Raw genomic sequence first — 18,347 nt, 5'->3', positions numbered from 1 at the left:
CTAATTGTGTGTAACATGATTTAAGATTTCGTGTCCGAATCAGCACTCATTTTGCCGACGGCACAGGAAACAAAAGACTTTGCTTTTGCACCCATCGCATTAAGCCCTTCTGTCGAGCCGACTTCGGGATACCCCATTTTTAAAAGCTGTTTTTTAACCGATTCGGTGGCGAGGTCTGTTTGCGCATCAAAATTAACCAGGCCTGCCTCAATATCAACTTCAACCTGTGAAATTCCATCAATACGGTTAAGACTGGATTGAATGGAGTTTGCACACCCCCCACATTTAATATTTTCAACCTGGATGGAATAATGCATGCTTTCTCTCAATGTTTATCGTTTCTATTCATAGAAAGTTAATTTATCATAGTTAAGATACGGAATAAAACTTAAAACGTATTCTTGATTGACTTCATAGAACAACTGACCGGATAGACTATGCGAAACCAAACAGAACAGCGAAAATTTGACAGAATTGCCACCGAAAGACCCATTTCCATTCAAACAACCCATCAGTCGATTCATGGAAAAATGCTTGATTTATCTGAAAATGGTATCGGCATTCTCTCACCGGAACCAATCGAAACCGGAGAAGCGGTTTCCGTCAACTTTAACTTGCCGTTATTGAATCGTGAATCCATCCGACTTGAAGTCATAATCATCCATGCCACTTCGGTACAGAAACAATACTTAATCGGGTTACAATTCAGCAATTTACCGACTTACATGCATGCGATAATCGCTGAATTCATTCGACACCATCACCGATTAGATTAGCCCGTTATTTTAAACGATCTCGCATGCGTTTAACGGTCATTGGTTTTGTTGAAGAAGACTTAGGTTGAATTTTTCTAACGGCTTTTTGCAACAAAAGATTGTTGGGGTAAGAAATCAACTGTTGATCTTCATCTTCTAAAATAATTTGAAACAGATTAATTTCAATGATTTCTCCGATAACCGAAGAAGCACCATCAATAATTTCCATCTTATCGCCAATCCGAACTGGAAACGTAAAGAAGATCAAGACACCCGCAGTGACATTACTCAGAATCGACCATTGGGCGACTAAAGCGACAGCAAGCATAGCCAAGATGGACGTAGCTAAAACAGCCAACCCTTTATAATCAATCCCCCAGGCAATCAACAAAGCCACTGCTGTGAACACGAGTAAAATAAAATGAAAATACTTATAGACCTGGGTGTGTCTTCCTACCGGTACTTTTTTGAATTCCCCAATGGAGGTAATCACTTTTCTTAAAATACCATTCAATAGAAAATACACCAATATAATCAAGCCACTGGCAATCAGTGGCGATGATGAAAAGGGTAAATCTGTAAAAAAGTCAGTCATGGTGAGTTTCTTTTCATGAAAAATAAAATTTACAACGTTTAATCGTTGTTACGTTGATTGTTAACATCTATTTTCTGAGAGGGCTTTCTTCAAAGCTCTGTCACTCGATCATAATACACATGAAATTGAACCACTTGCATTTCTTTTTCCAGGCGCTGATCCAGAATCATCAACGACTCTGTACCCTCTTTGATTTCATCTTCAAACGACCAACCATCGGTTGATCGCCCGACAATTTTGGCACCCTTCTCATACACGGTAAAAAGAGGCGGTTACTTATTAAAATAAGTTTATCGCTTTTTTTCTTCTGTGTGAAATATCTCTACTCGATTTCGTCCATTCGCTTTGGCTTGATAAAGCGCTTGATCCGCTTGAGAAATAAACGATTCAATTGAATTTAACTCAAGTGCATCACCTGTAGCTACACCAATACTGATAGAAAAACGGATTTCTTCGCTTTGCTCCTTCACAGAGATTTCTTCAACAATTTTTTTCAGTCGTGAAGCAAATTCCAGCGCGGGCTCTTCATCTTTATTCTCAAGTAAAATAACAAACTCTTCCCCACCATAACGACAAATTAAGTCTTCTTCACGACAGTTTTGATTAAAGACTCTGGCAACCTCTATTAGGACACGGTCACCCGCATCATGCCCAAAGGAATCATTAATCTGTTTAAAGTGGTCGATATCAATCATCAACAATGAAATCGGTTGATGCTGTTCTTTTGCAGAAAGCCATATCTGATGTGCTTGCTCAAAGAAGGCTTTCCGATTTAGCAATCCTGTTAAGTAATCTTTGGTGGCTTCGTCCCTTAACTGGTTTAACAGAGATCCCAATTGTTCCATCAACTTCATTCGATCCGAAATGTCGTGAATAATCCCGACATATTTCAAATCCTCACTTTGCTTTAAAGGGGTCACGGTAATTTCAGAAGACAACAACTCGCCATGTTTGGTAATGGCTTTTAACTCCCTGCCTTTAAAAAGAACCTTTTTATGCATTGAAGAGCTTGCCATGTAGTGCGCATGATTACGCTTGTGCTCGCCTTGAGGGATAAGAATTTCGATCGGTTTGCCCATCAATTCTTCCGCCGTATACCCAAAACGCTGTAATGCAATCTGGTTAAAGTTTTCAATAATGCCCTTCTCATTGGTAATGATACAGGCATCAACCATACTGTCTAACGTGGCCTCATAGAGTTCTTTGTAAGCAACGGCTTCTTTTTGCATCTTCAACACATTATTGACTAATCCCGCTTTCTTTCTCATGGAAAAAAACAAAATCAAACTGAAAAATAAAATCACCCCCAAAGAGATAGTTTCATAAACTCCCACTCGTTGAATCAGTTGGTTATTTCTGGCAACAGAACGATTAAAATTTTTCTGATTTAACGCAATAAGATCATTTAAAGCTTCCAAGGCCGCTTTATCATTTACATAGACGCGGTTGTCCAACTTTTCTGCGGACCAATTTTCCTGAATCGCCTTTTCCAACAAGGGATATTTTTGCCAGTAATGATGAAAGGTGTTTTGAACGTCTTGAAGTTTGTTCTGTTCAGCTTGAGTTGATGCTAAAGATTTCAATTTTGAAATCGTTTCTTCAACATTTTGATGGTGCGTTGACAGGGATTTCAGATAGATTGTTTTTTTTCTGAGTACCGCATTTTTAAAAGCATGAATGAATCCGCCATACCCCGATTCTCGATAAAGGTCAAAATACAGTTTTTGTTTGGTTTGATAGACTGTGTATTGTTGCGTCCATTCTGACTGAAGCCACTTCACACTTAAAAAACCAGCAGAATTGATTGCGATAATCAACACAATCAACACAAACAGAATTAAATTATTAGACGAAATAATTTTTTCTAGCTCGATGAAGGGATGTTGTGTAAAAAATGTTTTCTTAGCAGTCTTCACAGGATGCAAACCTCTACTTGATAAGTAAAAATACTACACAAGATCAGTATACACCATTTGCAACTTTGTAACCCATTGAAATTAAAGCATAAACCTTACTATCAATAGGGTTTTATCAACATTTTCCTTTTCGAAAAAAAGAAAATGACTAAACCACTTCCGCTAAATCACCTTTTTCTTCTAGCCAGACTTTACGATCACCTGAACGCTTTTTCGCTAACAATTTATCCATAATTGGATCGGCCGATTCGATATCCAGACCCAACTGAATTAACCGGCGCGTTTCTGGCATCATGGTCGTCTCACGAAGCTGCTTAGGGTTCATTTCCCCCAGCCCTTTGAATCGGGTTACTTGAACTTTTCCAGGCATTTTTTCTGATTCAATTCGATCCAGAATACCCGCTCGTTCAGATTCGTCCAGTGCATAAAAAAGCTGTTTACCAACATCAATACGGTATAAGGGGGGCATGGCGACATACACATGCCCATTCTCAACCAGTTTAGGAAAGTGTTTGACGAACAATGCACAGATTAACGTGGCGATGTGAGCACCATCCGAATCCGCATCCGCCAAGATACATATCTTACCGTAACGCAATCCATTTAAGTCATCCGATCCAGGATCCACACCGATGGCCACACTGATGTCATGAATTTCAGATGAAGCAAGCACCTGACTTGAATCCACTTCCCAGGTATTGAGAATCTTGCCTCGTAACGGCATGATGGCTTGGAAGTTTTTATCTCGCGCTTGCTTGGCAGAGCCTCCTGCAGAATCCCCCTCCACCAAGAAAAGTTCTGTTCGATTTAAATCCGACTCTGTACAGTCGGCCAATTTCCCGGGTAACGCAGGACCCGAAGTGATTTTTTTCCGAGTAATTTTTTTCGCTTTTTTATTACGGTTGTGGGCGTTATTAATGACGATTTCGGCAATTTTTTCAGCCACATCGGTATGCTGGTTTAACCACAAGCTTAAACTATCTTTGACCACCCCGGAAATAAAAGGGACACACTCTCTGGAAGACAAACGTTCTTTGGTCTGCCCAGCAAACTGAGGCTCTCTGACTTTTGCAGACAACACAAAGGCCACATTTTGCCAAACATCTTCCGGCGTGACTTTGACGCCTCTCGGTAAAAGATTGCGGAATTCACAAAACTCTCGAATCGCATCCGTTGCCCCGGCGCGAAGACCATTAACATGCGTTCCGCCTAAAGGGGTTGGAATCAAGTTCACATAACTTTCCAAGACTGTATCAGCGGGTTCCGCCAACCAGGCAATGGCCCAAGCAACCCCTTCATTCTCTCCATTCGACTCGCCGACAAACCCTTCGACAGGCACGCGTTCCACACCATCCAATGCTTGGTTCAAGTAATCTCTCAACCCATCTTCATACTGCCATTCCAAGGTTTCATTGCTGACTTCATCAATAAAGGTCACATGCAACCCTGGACTCAGAACCGCCTTGGCACGCAACAAATGTTTGAGCTTCGTCAATGCATATTTGGGGGTATCAAAGAAACGTGCATCCGGCCAAAAACGCAACGTGGTTCCGGTGTTTTTCTTACCGACTTTTCCAGTCACCTCAAGTGGCTCAACCACCAGCCCTTGCTCGAAGGCAATCTGGTGTAATTTCCCATCGCGCTTGATTTGAATTTCTACCCGCTTGGACAGGGCATTCACTACAGAAATCCCGACACCATGCAAACCACCGGAAAATTGGTAGGCTTTGTTGGAGAATTTTCCCCCTGCATGAAGCTTCGTTAAAATGACTTCCACCCCAGGCATTCCCTGTTCGGGGTGAATATCCACTGGCATCCCACGACCATCATCTTCAACGGCAATCGAACCATCCGCATAGTGCGTCACAATGATTTTACTGGCATGGCCGGCAATCGCCTCATCCACACTGTTATCAATGACTTCTTGCGCTAAATGGTTCGGACGCGTGGTGTCCGTATACATCCCCGGCCTTTTTCGAACTGGATCCAATCCGGTTAAAACCTCTATTTCGGAAGCATTATAGTTTTCGCTCACGTATGGGAACTCCTGGTGGTAAGAAAATTTAAGTTGAGTTATATTACCCCGTAACTAAAAAGGATTCAAACAGGAACGTCTTACCTATGCCAAATAGAGATTATCACGCTGAAAGACGTGAATATGGATTTGCCGCTCTAAGACGAGCAGACTTGCAAGCAGACCCTTTCCATCAGTTTTCAGACTGGATGGAAACCGCGCTTGAAAAAACACAACAAGATGCCACTGCGATGAGCATCTCAACTGTCAGCGCCGACGGTCAGCCTCATAGTCGTATTGTGTTATTAAAAGCCTTTAACTCAGATGGATTTATTTTTTATACACATTATGACAGTGATAAAGGTCAGCAAATCGATCAAAATGCCAAAGCCGCTTTATTATTCTTCTGGCCGGAACTGGATCGACAAATTCGAATTGAAGGCACGCTACAAAAAGTGCCTCGCGAAACCTCTGAAGCCTATTTTTACAGTCGTCCCAAAGACAGTCAGCTTGCGGCGTCAATTTCAAACCAGAGCCAGCCGGTAGCCAGCCGTGATATCTTGGAAGCCAAGCTGGAAGAAGCCATGTCTCACTCTGAGCAATCCTTGACCTGCCCAGCGCATTGGGGTGGGTATCAACTCAACCCTTGTTATTTTGAATTTTGGCAAGGGCGTCCCAGCCGGTTACACGATCGTTTTCGTTATCAACGTCTTTCCAAAAACGACCAGGCCTGGCAAATTACCCGCCTAAACCCTTAGTTCAGATGACCACAATAGAGGTTTTTATGCCTGATCAAAAGATCCAACTCGATGAATCTTGGCTTAACGTTATTGGCGAAGAGTTTGAAAAACCGTATATGCAGCAGCTTAAAACCTTTTTGTTAGAAGAAAAAGCTGCCGGCAAACAAATACTCCCGAAAGCAGGTCTTTGGTTTAACGCATTGAACAGCACCCCTTTCGAAGACGTTAAAGTGGTGATTTTAGGGCAAGACCCTTACCCTACGCCGGGGCATGCGCACGGGTTGAGTTTTTCCGTGTTGCCGGGCGTAAAACCGCTTCCAAAATCGTTGCTTAATATCAATAAAGAGCTACTTGATGATTTGAACATAGACAATACTCATTGTGGATATTTACAATCTTGGGCCGATCAAGGAGTATTATTGCTCAATGCGGTGCTCACCGTTGAAGCCGGTCAAGCCAATGCGCACCAAAACAAAGGTTGGGAACAATTCACCGATGCCATCATTCACGCTCTGTCCTCACAGCGCCAGAATATTGTTTTTATCCTATGGGGGGCTTATGCACAGAAAAAAGGCAAAATCATCGACCCGGCTCGCCATTTCATCATAAAAAGCCCACACCCTTCCCCCTTATCAGCCTATCGTGGTTTTTTTGGTAGCAGGCCCTTTTCCAAGACAAATCAATATCTTTCCAGCCATAACATCCCTCATATAAATTGGCAGCTCCCGAATAAAATCTTTTGATATGAATGGCTTAAAAAATCATTAGAATGATTTCCTCAAATAAATATAACTACTAAATTTTTTGCACTTAGGAATATCTGAATGAAAAAGCCAACGCTTTGGAGCCGAACCAAAATATCCACATTGAGTAATCTGCTACTGGTCATGATGGCCGGTGCCGGCATTTTTTTCACGTTTGCTTTTAGCTTACTTCACCACGAAATTTTTTTGGTTCAACAAGACTGGCAAACATTACACCCCCTGTTATTAAATACCTCTGCACAATCAACCCCTTCTGAAATCGTTCAGCTTTCACACCACCTGACAGAAAACTTGGCTTGGATGAGCCAGCTCACACTCATTTTTATTATTGCGGTACTGATTGCCGTTGGGGCTTTTTTTATTTTGATGTACAACACCCTGATGAATAAAATTGTACGTCCGTTGAAAACCCTGGAAAAAGGGATTTTACAAATTACTTCATCCAATGATTTTTCAAAAACGATTTCTATCAAACACCCGGATGAAGTCGGGCAAGTTTCTCAAAGTTTTAATCAACTGTCGCAAAACTTAAAAAGTATTTTTGACCAAATTAATGAACGACTGGCTGAAGTGGCCGATGGCAAGTTTGATATTCGCTGTGATGTTGAAGTGTATGGCGACTTAGAAACCCTTAAAAACAATGTCAATGCGTCAATTGGCAGCGTTGAACTGACAATGACTTCTTTGGAATCTGTCTCCCAAGCCATTGCCCAAGGCGATTTTTCTGTTCGAATGGATCAAAATGTCAAAGGCAGCCTCAGGAAAAATGTTGATTTTGCCATGCAGCAGATGGATCAAATCATTGACCAAATCAACCAGGTGATGCGTAAAGTCAATCACGCAGATTACAGTCAACGCGTCGACATAGAAACACATGGGCGCTTGACGGAATTGAAAACATTCATTAACCAAACAGTAGATACCGTTTCAATTAGTATTCAAGCGCTTAACCAAGCCGTTGATTCCCTTCATCAAGGCAATCTCACACATCAAATTGAGACCCCCTTTAAAGGAGAGCTTAACTTACTTAAGGAAAACCTAAATGGGACCACTTCCTATCTAAACAACACCATTACTCAGGTCATGGACTGCTCAACGGACGTCAACAGTGGCATTGAACAAATTGCACAAGGCAATCAAGACCTGTCTCATCGAACCCAAGGGCAAGCCGCCTCTTTAGAAGAAATTGCAGCGGCAGTGGAACAAATGACATCAGCCATCACACAAACGGCCGACAATGGACAAAAAGCACAAAATTTCAGCTCGGAAACACTCACACTAACCGATAAGGCTCACCATGTAATGGGAGAATCCATCGCATCGATGTCTGAGATTAAAACTGCCAGCGAACGCATCAGTACGTTCATTGAGCTGATAGACAGCATTGCCTTCCAAACCAATCTTCTTGCGCTCAACGCTGCGGTCGAAGCGGCTAGAGCGGGAGAGCAAGGAAAAGGATTCGCCGTTGTGGCGGGTGAAGTGCGAAGCCTGGCGTCGAAGTCATCAGACGCTTCAACCGAAATTCGAACATTAATTGAACAAGTCGTTTCACAAGTGCAGCAAGGAGCAAACAAGCTGGATGAAACCAACTCGGAATTTGAACGGGTGACTCAAGGCATTCAGTCAGTGAATGAGATTATCACTGAGATTTCACACAGTGCGCAAGAACAGGCGAAAGGGTTATCTCAAATCAACCAGGCCATTTCGGAACTGGATCAAGGCGTTCAACAAAATGCCGCTCTGGTCGAACAAACCTCCGACAGCGCTCAAAATTTAGCTGAATTATCTCACTCTCTCATGCTGTCGGTTTCACAATTTAAAACCAATACACCGACAGCCTTGCCAAGCATACGAACGGATCAATAAGACTTTAAGCTATTTAAACCATTTCGGTTGGGTGATTGATTTTTCAAAGGTCGCTGAAATCATCACCTGAACCCGTCTGTTTTTCGCCTTCCCCTCACGGGTTTCATTGGATGCTACGGGGCGGTACTTTCCATACCCCGTTACGCCAAACTGGTACTGTTCCAACCCACTCGATCGATACAGGCTTTTCATTACATTCTGCGCGCGCATCGTACTGAGAAACCAATTATTTCTTAAAGGAGATTCAGGATCAATTTGATCATCATCAGTATAACCGGCCACCGAGACTTCTGAGCGCCAACTTAAACTTTCCGAATCGGCAATTCTTAAAATATGAATGGGAACATCTGATCGCTCCAAGTGAAATATTTTCAAAGACTGTAACGCATTCCCCAGTTGATTCAACTCTGATTCCAGTGCACTGGACAGGTTATAACCACCTTTCACAAAAGCCTCGGGATGACTTATATTCACTGCAATCCCATGCGCTGTGCGCGACAAAGAAATATATTGAGCGCCATCCATTTGGTTCGTCAACTGAACATAAGCGTCATCCAATTGATTTTCAGCCCATTTTTGTACCTGTGAAATTTCACCTTTATTAAGGACGATCATCATAATAAAGAACGTGATGAGTAACGTCACAAGGTCGCCAAAAGAGAACAACCAAGAAGACCGTGCTTTTAAGGCTAAGGCGCTCATGACGTGACCCTTTTTTGAATCGCTTGTGGAATCAAATAAATTTCAACGCGACGATTTTCAGAGTCATAAGGGTTGCGCGTGACAGGATGAAAACTACCATATCCCGCAATCGAAAATGAAGATTCAGGCAAGCCGGAATAGATTTGAAGCACATTCATAATGGCATAAGCCCGAAACGTACTGAGCTCAAAATTACTCTGATATAAAGCCGTTTTTGCCAAGGGCGTCGCATCAGTATGCCCTTCAATTCGAATCGTCACCTGAAAAGATTCATCTGGCCGTGTAATACTTTTAACTTGGAGTGGATGCCGTTGTTGAAAGGATTCCAATTGCAACTGCTTTAAAAACCCGACAAAACGGTTGATGTAGGGTAAATAACGGGGGTTAATTTTAGCTCGCCCAGACGCAAACAAGTTTTGTGACGAGAAGACCTCTTCTTGCATTGTAATCTTCACCCCTTTTGACAGGGTGTTTTCGATGTGAAGCCAATTCATCCCCAAACGCTCTTGTGTTTCCAACGCATCCAGATACAAAAAATTCACTAACTTCTGATAATCTCTTTTCGGCTGTGATCCCTCTAATTCAATCAAAGTGGTAATCAGAACAAAAAACGCCAATAATGACGTAAATAAAGCAATATACACCATCTGCCAAGACTGACTGCGCTTGATGCGCTGAGTCGCTTTTTGATCTTCAGCCTGTATTATGGTTTCAGCTTTCACCTCAAGTCCTCATCAACCTAAAGAGATTTCTAACTTTTGTTTATTCTTCTCATTCACAAACGCCGTTAAACTTTCCCTTAACAATAAAGGAGACTGCTCTTTTTTCAATCCCAGAATACCAAACATTAAAATTTCATTTTTAAGTGCTTCCGCATCCGACAGCACTTTTAACTTACCGGCAACAGGAATAAACACAAAATTGGCCAGTAATACCCCATAGAAGGTCGTGACTAAGGCCAGTCCCATCCCTTGGAGTAAACTGCTCAACATATCGCCAGACCCATCACCGGACGCGGAGGATTGTGCCCCGCTCACTTGAGCGGTCATCATGATAATCAACCCCATTACGGTTCCCATCATCCCGAAAGCAGGGGCGTAGGAAGCCATATTATTAAAAACATCCTGACAGCCAACATGACGGAGTCGCATCGAATTCAAGTGGTTTTCCAAACTGGTGGAAAGGTGTTCAATATCGCGATACACCATCATTTCAGATAACGCAAACCGTAGAAATTTATCTGAAATCAAGTCGATCTCTTTTTCTAATGCGAGAACGCCCTTCTTCTGTTGGATATGGCTCAGGTAGATGATTTGTTCAATCGCTTCGTTTTCGGAATGAGGTTCACTGGCGAAAACCTTTACAAAGCCTCGAAAAAAGCATCCCATCTGGTTAAGTGGATAATTGATCAGTGTGGCGGCGAAAGTGCCGCCCAGAACAACGAGCAACCCTTGCAAGTTAAAAAACGCTGACAGCAAATGTCCTTTTTCAAAATCAAACATACTCAGGATTAGAATCACCAATCCCAAGAAAACGCCGATTAATGTTGCCAGTTTACTCATTAAAATTATGTGTTATCAACGCGCCCCTTTTCGTCTTCTGACCGACGAATGCTTGAGTGCGTTAAAAACCATTCCTCTGTTTTTTGGTTAATTTCTGCCACCGTCATCTCTGCAGCGTCAAACGGTTCGCTTATATAAACATCAATGTTGCCGGGGCGCTTGATAAAACTATTTTTAGGCCAAAAATCACCGGCATTATGCCCGACTAAATAAACGGGAGCTTGTGCTTTTTGCGCCAATAAAGCGCCGCCTCCTTTAATTTTGGCAAACTCGCCCGCCGCAATACGCGTCCCTTCCGGGAAAATCACGACCCAAACACCGTGCTGAATACGATCCACACCTTCTTCAACCACTTGTTTAATCGCTTTTCTGCCAGCGTTACGATCAATCGAGATCGGATTGAGCATTGCGAGTCCCCAGCCAAAAAAAGGAATTTTTAATAACTCTTTTTTTAAGACAAAGGTCTGCTGTGGGAAAATAGACTGAAAGGCTAATGTTTCCCAAGCTGATTCATGTCTAGCAAGAACCAAACCAGTTTGCGTCAAGTCAATCCGCTCTTTATTATGAACGGTATACGTCAAACCACAGGTAACTTTTAACCACCAAATACAAAACTTAGCCCAGTAATGGATAAACTGATAACGAACGCGATGAGAAAAAGGGATCAACCCCAGCCCAATTACTGAAAAAAACACTAAGGAAGAGAGCTGTCCAACACTGAATAGAACCGACCGAATAAACCAAAAAAATTTCATTGTAATAACGCCTCTACTGCCGTTAAAAGATTGTCATACACCGGAACGCCCTGCAAAATAGGATCCTGCTTTGCTAGAGTTCTTTCCCCTTTACCTGTTTTGACCAAAATGGGCATCATACCTTTTGCTTTTGCAACGGCAATATCCGCCACCGTGTCGCCAATCATCGGTTGCCCGGCTAAAGAACACTGAAACCGATTCTCAATAGCCTGCAACATGCCAACACTCGGTTTGCGGCAAGGTGACTCGTCCTCTGCAATATAGGGAGAGTAGTTAATCCAATCGACTGTCACATCACGCTCGGCCAATAACGCAACCAACTTCATGTGCATCGCATGCAAGGTCTCTCGGGAGTAATACCCTCTGCGCACACCAGATTGATTGGTTGCCACCGCCACAGTCCAACCGGCACGCTTTAATTTGGCAATCGCTTCAAGACTGCCTTCAACTGGGTGCCATTCATCCGGATGTTTAATATAGGCATCCGAATCTTCATTAATCACGCCATCTCGATCTAAAACGATTATTTTCATTCTCTCGTATCCTAAAAACCCATTGTAAAAATAGCCAGGCCTGGCTATTTTCAATCACATTTTCATTGTCCATAAAGCAAAACGGACCCAACAGTTTTAAATCACTGTGGGTCCGTTCTGATCAAATCAATGCGCGATTACAATCTTGAAATATCAGCCACTTGTCTAAAGAGCTGATAAATCTGATTCAACAACGCCAGGCGATTCAGCTTGACCGCTTCATCATCTGCCATAACCATAACATTGTCGAAAAACGCATCCACTGGTTGGCGGATCCTAGCCAACAACTGCATAGCACTGGCATAATCACGCGCTGCAATCTTAGTGCTGACCGTTTCCCGCAATGCATCCAACGCTTCAAACAGATCACGTTCTGAATCGCCTTCAAACAAAGACGATTCCACTTCTTCAGGCAAACTCGCATCCACTTTTTTCAAAATATTGGCGATACGTTTATTGGCCGCACTCAGGCTTTCCGCCTCGTCCATTTCACTGAATTGGCAAACCGCTTCAATACGCTTCGCAAAGTCCAGAGGGTGTGAAGGGGCGCAGACACGTACTGCTTCAAACTGTTCCGCAGAGACACCTTTACCAGCATAATACGCTTTCAGACGACTGACGATGAAGTCGTAGATTTCCATCACCAACGCTTCTGACGTGTCAATTTCTGAATGCAGATCCAAACTGAAGCGAATCATTAACTGAAGATCCAGATCCAATTCTTTTTCAATCAAAATCCTGACCAGACCTAAGGCTGAACGACGTAACGCAAACGGGTCTTTATCACCGGTTGGCACTTGTCCAATGCCATAAATCCCCGTAATGGTATCCAGCTTATCGGCAATAGCCAATGCCTGAGAAACCACCGAGTCTGGCAATTGATCGCCTGCAAAACGCGGTTGATACTGGCCGTCAATGGCATCGGCTACTTTGGCATTTTCATTTTGTGCTTGCGCATAGTAACGCCCCATCACCCCTTGCAGATCTGGAAATTCACCGACCATCTCCGTCATCAAGTCACATTTCGACAAACGTGCGGCTCTCTCAAGCACTTGTGCTTCTTCTCCCAACGGACGGCCAATTTTCACTACCAAGGTCTCTAAACGTTCTACCTTGTCATACAACGTACCTAACTTTTGCTGAAAGACTACTGTTTTCAAACGTGGTAAAAAATCATCCAGCGGCTGTTTACGATCTTGATCCCAGAAAAATTTCGCATCCGATAATCTCGGACGAATCACTCGCTCATTCCCTTTTTTAACCGACTCAGGATTGGAACTTTCAATGTTCGAGATGGTGATGAATTTCGCCATCAACTTGCCGGCCTTGTCGAGAATGTGGAAATACTTTTGATGGCCTTTCATGGCGGAGATTAACGCTTCCGATGGAACCGCTAAAAAGGTTTCATCAAAGTCCCCCACCACGGCAGTCGGCCATTCATTCAAAGCCGTAACCTCATCTAATAATTCTTCATCAATATCTGCCACACCTCCTGCTGATTGTGCCACGGCTTCAACCTGTTCACGAATACGTGCTTTACGCTCTTCAAAATCGGCTTGCACATATCCCTGCTCTTTCAACACCGACACATACTCGGAAGGTTGAGTGATTTCGATCGCTTGCGGCGCATGAAAACGGTGTCCGTGCGTTTTATTCGACGTTTGATGCCCTAAAATAGTCGCCGGAACCACTTGGTCATCCAATAGCATCAACGCCCAATGGACCGGTCGCACAAATTCAACGTCTGATGCCCCCCAACGCATTCGCTTTGGAATCGGCAGCTTCGCTAATGATTGATTCACAATTGCTGGTAGTAATTCTGCGGTTAGCTGACCTTTCTGTTCCAAGTAGTACACCATCCAGGTGCCTTTCTCCGTTTCAATTTCTGATAGATCTGCTACATCGGCGCCACAACCGCGTGCAAATCCTTGCAAGGCCTTGGTTGGCTGTCCTTCAGCATCAAATGCCGCCTTTTTGGCCGGACCTTTACGCTCTACTGTCTTATCCGCCTGCTTGGTCTGCAAGGCGTCAATTCTTACCGCCAGACGACGCGGCGAAGCATACACCGCTGTCTCGCCATAATTCAGTTCGGCGTCATCCAAGCCCGCTTTAATCCCATCCATAAAGGCATTCGAAAGCTTCTGTAAGGCTTTAGGAGGAAGCTCTTCCGTTCCAATTTCAACTAAAAATTCTGCTGTATTCATAGTCATCTTACTTCGCCTCCGCTGTTGTTTCTTTCACCAGAGGAAATCCTAATGCTTCTCGGCCTTCATAATAAGATTCGGCAATTTGTTTTGCCATATTACGGACACGCCCAATAAAGCGTGCTCTTTCAGTGACGCTGATGGCATGACGCGCATCTAATAAATTAAAAGCATGTGAGGCTTTTAAGACTTGTTCATAAGCAGGAAGAGGGAGTTTATCTTCTACCAGTTTGGTAAAAATCTGCTCACATTCGTCAAACGTTCTAAATAAAATATCAGTATCTGCTTTTTCAAAGTTATAAGTCGACATTTCCACTTCATTTTGGTGGAACACATCGCCATAGGTTACTTTACCTTCCGGACCATTTACCCAAGTCAAATCATATACACTGTTGACGCCTTGCAAATACATTGCAATACGCTCCAAGCCATAGGTTATTTCACCGGTAACGGGACGACACTCCAACCCGCCGACTTGTTGAAAGTAAGTGAACTGCGTGACTTCCATCCCATTCATCCAAACTTCCCAACCTAAGCCCCAGGCACCTAACGTTGGGGATTCCCAGTTGTCTTCTACAAAACGAATATCATGCTCTAGCGGATCAATTCCCAGCACTTTCAAAGACTCTAAATACAACTCCTGAATATTATCCGGTGATGGCTTCAGCATCACTTGAAATTGATAATAATGTTGCAGGCGGTTGGGATTTTCGCCATAACGCCCATCGGTCGGACGGCGACAAGGCTGAACATAAGCCGCTCGCCATGGTTCTGGACCAATAGATCTCAAGAAGGTCGAAGGGTGGAAGGTTCCAGCTCCCATCTCGTTATCGTAAGGCTGCATAATCACACACCCTTGCTCTGCCCAGAAGGCTTGCAGAGTTTGAATTAACCCTTGAAAGGTTGAAATATCCGTTGCCGCGTTGTTAGACACTTTGTTTCCCTGTTTGTATTTGTTTGAAGAATGAATCGCTAAAGGAATGCTTTCGATGTAAACCGTCTTTTTCCAACCGTTGGAAAAGCCATTGTTAAAATTAACGTTTTAAATCCCAGACATTTCTAGCGTAAAATACCGCTAATTATAACAACTTATTGGTAAAAAAAATGGCTGAAACAACCCGTATTGATGCAAAAGGATTAAAATGTCCGATGCCCGTTATTAAGTTGCAACAACAGACGCGTAAAAGTCATGCAGGCGACCGCCTCTTAATCGAATGCACGGACCCGGGTGCAGAGAAAGACATCACTAGCTGGTGCAGGGTGAATAAACATAAAGTCATTAAAATAGACGCAACAAATACGGGATGTACTATCGAAATTGAAGTGCATACGTCATAAAATTTATCAATCTTCAACCTCAATTATTTAACTCGCACAAACTCAATTTCTTTAGGTATAATCGAAGTTAGCACTAAGTTAAAACGCTTTAACTTAATTATTTTTATCCTCTTTCAAATGAAAATTAAGCCAGTGATTAAAGCCAAAACAACGTTACAATTTTTATTGTTAATTTCACTTATTTTCTTGTTTGTTGTTCAGTTCGCCACTGCATCGCAATCACCAGAAAGATATGCCTTGCCCTTGCCTCCTGTTGACCAATCCAGTCAAGACAGCCACACACTCGACAAACAAAATGCAAACTGGACCAAGCATGTCGTTAAAATCAAAAAAAATGGCTCTTTGTCAGAAGCTTTAGACTCCATTGGCTTGTCTCCAGTTGTAAGCTTTCAAATTGCTGACACTCAACACGGCAAATGGTTAACCCAATTAAGAGCGGGTGACACTTTAGAAATCTGGCTGGATAAAGCCAACCAACTTCAAAAAATTCACTATCCAAAGCGCACATCCGTTCACTACCAACTGACCCGTAAAAACGATCAATTCAACATTCAAAAAATTGAATACCCGGTTGAAACCAAAATTCAAACTGCTTCGGGCACCATTAAGCATTCTTTTTACCAAAGCGGAAAAGATGAAGGGCTCAGTGCGCAAACCATCATGAACCTGGCTGATATTTTTTCATGGGAAATTGATTTTATCCGCCAACTAAGACCCGGTGATCCTTTTAAAGTGATTTATGAAAAGAAATTCATCAATGGTCAATATGTAGGGGATGGAGACATTCTGGCAGCAGAAGTCACAACCAATGGCAACCAATTGCATACGGCTTTCTTGCTTCGAAATCAAAATGGCGAAAAAGTCGGTTATTACGATCAACATAAACGAAACCTCAGAAAGGCTTTTCTTAGAAATCCGGTTGATTATGTTCGCATCACATCCCGATACAAACCAAAACGTTATCACCCCGTTCTTAAAAAATGGCGTGCACATAGAGGTGTGGATTACGGAGGACCGGTTGGAACGCCAATTCGCGTCACTGGAGATGGACAGATTATCAAACGCCGGTGGAGCCGCAGTTATGGTCGAGTGATTTATGTCAAGCATGCTGGCCGATATGTGACCGTCTATGCGCATATGTCAAAATTTGGAAAATACCGTCAAGGAGACTGGGTTCGCCAAGGACAAGTCATCGGTTATATCGGGCAAAGCGGGTTAGCTACCGGGCCTCACCTACATTACGAATTCCGTAAAAAAGGTCATCATGTGGACCCTTTAAGAGTTAAGTTTCCGGATGCGGGGCCGGTTCCTAAAAAATACCGTCGTCAATTTGTTCAATATGCAGAGCTGATGTCAGCGCAGCTGGATCGTTTGAATCCTCACACACAGTTGGTGTCAAACTTTGAGTAACCCCCCATCGAAACTGTACATCGGACTGATGTCCGGCACCAGTTTGGATGGCGTGGACGCGGCCTTAGTTAATATCCAAAATGACCAGCTTGAATTAAAAGCCTTTCAAACCTTTCCTTATACGCATAGCTTAAAAAAACAACTTCAGCAGCTCAATCAAACCCCACATATTGATTTAAAAACCCTCTGCGATCTGGAATACCGAGTGGCTATGGCGTTTACGAATGCGACGCAACTACTGCTGAAACATTCTGATTATACGTCTGAAGAAATCACTGCCATTGGCAGTCACGGGCAAACCATCTACCATGCCCCCGACGTACCAATGAGCTTACAAATTGGTCACCCAGCTTTTATTGCAAAAAAAACGGCTATCACAACTGTTGCCGATTTTAGAATTGACGACATGGCCAATAATGGTCAAGGTGCGCCATTAGCTCCGGCTTTTCATCAAAAATTGTTTGGCAACATTGTTAACACTGCTGTAGTCAACATTGGTGGGATTTCCAACATTACATTCCTTGACCGGCAAAAAACGCTTGGCTTTGATACTGGACCAGGAAATGGTTTAATGGATGAATTCTGCGAGCAACACTTTAACTGTACCTACGATGAGAATGGAGAGCTTGCTCAAACTGGTCAGGTCAATATGGCTTTATTATCTGAATTAATGCAAGAACCTTACTTTGGACTCCCTGCCCCTAAAACGACCGGCAAAGATCTGTTTAACTGTGATTGGCTAAGTCCATTTCTAAAAAGACACCCAAATGTGTCTAAAGAAGACATTCTATCCACATTAAACCAGCTGACAGTGGAAACGATTGTTCAAGGACTCAACACCCTTCCATCCCCCCCTGAAAGGCTACTCATTTGTGGTGGCGGGGCTGAAAACAATACCTTGATGACGCGACTTCAAGCACAACTCCCTTACCCGGTCGACACCACAAAAACATCTGGCGTGGAACCGCATGCTATTGAAGCGATGATGTGTGCTTGGTTGGCCGATCAGCGGCTCACCAACACGCCTATTGCCTTAGAACACATTACCGGTGCAACAAAAGATTCTGTTCTGGGCGCAGTCTGGCACCCTTAATAAATTTGCCCAGGCCTGGGCAATTTAGACTTGTTTACCGAAGAAAATATAAATTCCTAAACCAAAAAAACCGCTTTTAAGCGGTTTTTTAAAGGGGTTA

Annotated in this window: 19 protein-coding genes; 7 read left to right on the top strand and 12 right to left on the bottom strand. The window is 43.1% G+C overall.

Going from position 1 to position 18,347, the window contains the following annotated elements:
* Window positions 1-20: 20 nt before the first annotated feature.
* Window positions 21-317, bottom strand: a complete 297-nt coding sequence (locus tag GHNINEIG_RS01850) for a heavy-metal-associated domain-containing protein (protein WP_135795065.1) — start codon at window positions 315-317, stop codon at window positions 21-23.
* 120 nt (window positions 318-437) lie between these two features.
* On the opposite strand from GHNINEIG_RS01850, the gene GHNINEIG_RS01845 reads away from it, so the two are divergent.
* Window positions 438-776 carry a PilZ domain-containing protein gene (locus GHNINEIG_RS01845; RefSeq protein ID WP_135795064.1) on the top strand — a complete coding sequence of 113 codons (339 nt, stop codon included), beginning with the start codon at window positions 438-440 and terminating at the stop codon, window positions 774-776.
* A 4-nt stretch (window positions 777-780) separates the two neighbouring features.
* Here the strand turns inward: GHNINEIG_RS01845 and GHNINEIG_RS01840 are convergent, their stop codons facing one another.
* The 4 genes from GHNINEIG_RS01840 to parE form a co-directional block, all read right to left on the bottom strand.
* Complete coding sequence (locus GHNINEIG_RS01840; RefSeq protein ID WP_135795063.1) at window positions 781-1,350, bottom strand: mechanosensitive ion channel domain-containing protein; 570 nt, start codon at window positions 1,348-1,350, stop codon at window positions 781-783.
* Between the two features lie 89 nt (window positions 1,351-1,439).
* A complete protein-coding gene (locus GHNINEIG_RS11655; RefSeq protein ID WP_189636906.1) occupies window positions 1,440-1,607 on the bottom strand; it encodes a hypothetical protein in 168 nt (55 codons plus the stop codon).
* Between the two features lie 33 nt (window positions 1,608-1,640).
* On the bottom strand, window positions 1,641-3,266 hold the full coding sequence (locus tag GHNINEIG_RS01835; RefSeq protein WP_135795062.1) for a sensor domain-containing diguanylate cyclase: 1,626 nt from the start codon (window positions 3,264-3,266) through the stop codon (window positions 1,641-1,643).
* A gap of 148 nt (window positions 3,267-3,414) precedes the next feature.
* Window positions 3,415-5,301: a DNA topoisomerase IV subunit B gene (gene parE, locus GHNINEIG_RS01830; protein ID WP_135795061.1), complete on the bottom strand. Its 1,887-nt coding sequence runs from the start codon at window positions 5,299-5,301 to the stop codon at window positions 3,415-3,417.
* 86 nt (window positions 5,302-5,387) lie between these two features.
* Here parE and pdxH point away from each other — a divergent pair, with 86 nt between their 5' ends.
* The 3 genes from pdxH (at window position 5,388) to GHNINEIG_RS01815 (ending at window position 8,650) form a co-directional block, all read left to right on the top strand.
* Window positions 5,388-6,038, top strand: coding sequence for a pyridoxamine 5'-phosphate oxidase (pdxH, locus tag GHNINEIG_RS01825; RefSeq protein WP_135795060.1), 651 nt, complete (start codon window positions 5,388-5,390; stop codon window positions 6,036-6,038).
* Window positions 6,039-6,064: 26 nt separating this feature from the next.
* Window positions 6,065-6,763 (top strand): uracil-DNA glycosylase, encoded by a 699-nt coding sequence (gene ung / locus GHNINEIG_RS01820; RefSeq protein ID WP_135795059.1) that lies wholly within the window; start codon window positions 6,065-6,067, stop codon window positions 6,761-6,763.
* Window positions 6,764-6,844: 81 nt separating this feature from the next.
* Entirely contained in the window at window positions 6,845-8,650 is a 1,806-nt protein-coding gene (locus GHNINEIG_RS01815) for a methyl-accepting chemotaxis protein (protein ID WP_135795058.1), read from the top strand.
* Between the two features lie 9 nt (window positions 8,651-8,659).
* Here the strand turns inward: GHNINEIG_RS01815 and GHNINEIG_RS01810 are convergent, their stop codons facing one another.
* From GHNINEIG_RS01810 to glyQ, 7 genes are all read right to left on the bottom strand, one after another.
* On the bottom strand, window positions 8,660-9,352 hold the full coding sequence (locus GHNINEIG_RS01810; RefSeq protein ID WP_135795057.1) for an OmpA/MotB family protein: 693 nt from the start codon (window positions 9,350-9,352) through the stop codon (window positions 8,660-8,662).
* A complete protein-coding gene (locus GHNINEIG_RS01805; RefSeq protein ID WP_135795056.1) occupies window positions 9,349-10,074 on the bottom strand; it encodes an OmpA/MotB family protein in 726 nt (241 codons plus the stop codon). Before GHNINEIG_RS01805 ends, GHNINEIG_RS01810 begins: the two co-directional genes overlap by 4 nt.
* Window positions 10,075-10,086: 12 nt before the next feature.
* Window positions 10,087-10,914, bottom strand: coding sequence for a motility protein A (locus tag GHNINEIG_RS01800; protein ID WP_135795055.1), 828 nt, complete (start codon window positions 10,912-10,914; stop codon window positions 10,087-10,089).
* 5 nt (window positions 10,915-10,919) lie between these two features.
* Window positions 10,920-11,669: a lysophospholipid acyltransferase family protein gene (locus GHNINEIG_RS01795; protein ID WP_135795054.1), complete on the bottom strand. Its 750-nt coding sequence runs from the start codon at window positions 11,667-11,669 to the stop codon at window positions 10,920-10,922.
* Window positions 11,666-12,202: a D-glycero-beta-D-manno-heptose 1,7-bisphosphate 7-phosphatase gene (gmhB, locus tag GHNINEIG_RS01790; protein ID WP_135795053.1), complete on the bottom strand. Its 537-nt coding sequence runs from the start codon at window positions 12,200-12,202 to the stop codon at window positions 11,666-11,668. The genes GHNINEIG_RS01795 and gmhB overlap by 4 nt, the downstream gene beginning before the upstream one ends.
* 137 nt (window positions 12,203-12,339) lie before the next feature.
* Entirely contained in the window at window positions 12,340-14,412 is a 2,073-nt protein-coding gene (glyS, locus tag GHNINEIG_RS01785; RefSeq protein ID WP_135795052.1) for a glycine--tRNA ligase subunit beta, read from the bottom strand.
* Window position 14,413: 1 nt separating this feature from the next.
* Window positions 14,414-15,340, bottom strand: coding sequence for a glycine--tRNA ligase subunit alpha (gene glyQ / locus GHNINEIG_RS01780; protein ID WP_135795051.1), 927 nt, complete (start codon window positions 15,338-15,340; stop codon window positions 14,414-14,416).
* Window positions 15,341-15,510: 170 nt separating this feature from the next.
* On the opposite strand from glyQ, the gene GHNINEIG_RS01775 reads away from it, so the two are divergent.
* The 3 genes from GHNINEIG_RS01775 to GHNINEIG_RS01765 all read left to right on the top strand — a co-directional run bounded on the left by GHNINEIG_RS01775 (window position 15,511) and on the right by GHNINEIG_RS01765 (window position 18,247).
* Window positions 15,511-15,744: a sulfurtransferase TusA family protein gene (locus GHNINEIG_RS01775; RefSeq protein WP_135795050.1), complete on the top strand. Its 234-nt coding sequence runs from the start codon at window positions 15,511-15,513 to the stop codon at window positions 15,742-15,744.
* A 117-nt stretch (window positions 15,745-15,861) separates the two neighbouring features.
* The gene (locus tag GHNINEIG_RS01770) at window positions 15,862-17,154 is read left to right on the top strand and encodes a M23 family metallopeptidase (RefSeq protein WP_135795049.1); all 1,293 of its coding nucleotides are present in this window, start codon (window positions 15,862-15,864) and stop codon (window positions 17,152-17,154) included.
* Complete coding sequence (locus GHNINEIG_RS01765; protein ID WP_135795048.1) at window positions 17,147-18,247, top strand: anhydro-N-acetylmuramic acid kinase; 1,101 nt, start codon at window positions 17,147-17,149, stop codon at window positions 18,245-18,247. The genes GHNINEIG_RS01770 and GHNINEIG_RS01765 overlap by 8 nt, the downstream gene beginning before the upstream one ends.
* The last annotated feature ends 100 nt before the right edge of the window (window positions 18,248-18,347 follow it).

It is taken from the genome of Hydrogenovibrio crunogenus, from assembly GCF_004786015.1.
Classification (GTDB): domain Bacteria; phylum Pseudomonadota; class Gammaproteobacteria; order Thiomicrospirales; family Thiomicrospiraceae; genus Hydrogenovibrio; species Hydrogenovibrio crunogenus.
This window is presented reverse-complemented; position numbering and strand designations above follow the sequence as displayed.

Coding starts and splice junctions, on each gene's coding strand:
- GHNINEIG_RS01810 (WP_135795057.1), bottom strand. CDS start 9,352: ATGAGCGCCTTAGCCTTAAAAGCACGGTCTTCTTGGTTGTTCTCTTTT.
- GHNINEIG_RS01840 (WP_135795063.1), bottom strand. CDS start 1,350: ATGACTGACTTTTTTACAGATTTACCCTTTTCATCATCGCCACTGATT.
- glyS (WP_135795052.1), bottom strand. CDS start 14,412: ATGACTATGAATACAGCAGAATTTTTAGTTGAAATTGGAACGGAAGAG.
- GHNINEIG_RS01770 (WP_135795049.1), top strand. CDS start 15,862: ATGAAAATTAAGCCAGTGATTAAAGCCAAAACAACGTTACAATTTTTA.
- GHNINEIG_RS01775 (WP_135795050.1), top strand. CDS start 15,511: ATGGCTGAAACAACCCGTATTGATGCAAAAGGATTAAAATGTCCGATG.
- GHNINEIG_RS01850 (WP_135795065.1), bottom strand. CDS start 317: ATGCATTATTCCATCCAGGTTGAAAATATTAAATGTGGGGGGTGTGCA.
- GHNINEIG_RS01845 (WP_135795064.1), top strand. CDS start 438: ATGCGAAACCAAACAGAACAGCGAAAATTTGACAGAATTGCCACCGAA.
- GHNINEIG_RS01800 (WP_135795055.1), bottom strand. CDS start 10,914: ATGAGTAAACTGGCAACATTAATCGGCGTTTTCTTGGGATTGGTGATT.
- gmhB (WP_135795053.1), bottom strand. CDS start 12,202: ATGAAAATAATCGTTTTAGATCGAGATGGCGTGATTAATGAAGATTCG.
- pdxH (WP_135795060.1), top strand. CDS start 5,388: ATGCCAAATAGAGATTATCACGCTGAAAGACGTGAATATGGATTTGCC.
- ung (WP_135795059.1), top strand. CDS start 6,065: ATGCCTGATCAAAAGATCCAACTCGATGAATCTTGGCTTAACGTTATT.
- GHNINEIG_RS01815 (WP_135795058.1), top strand. CDS start 6,845: ATGAAAAAGCCAACGCTTTGGAGCCGAACCAAAATATCCACATTGAGT.
- GHNINEIG_RS01795 (WP_135795054.1), bottom strand. CDS start 11,669: ATGAAATTTTTTTGGTTTATTCGGTCGGTTCTATTCAGTGTTGGACAG.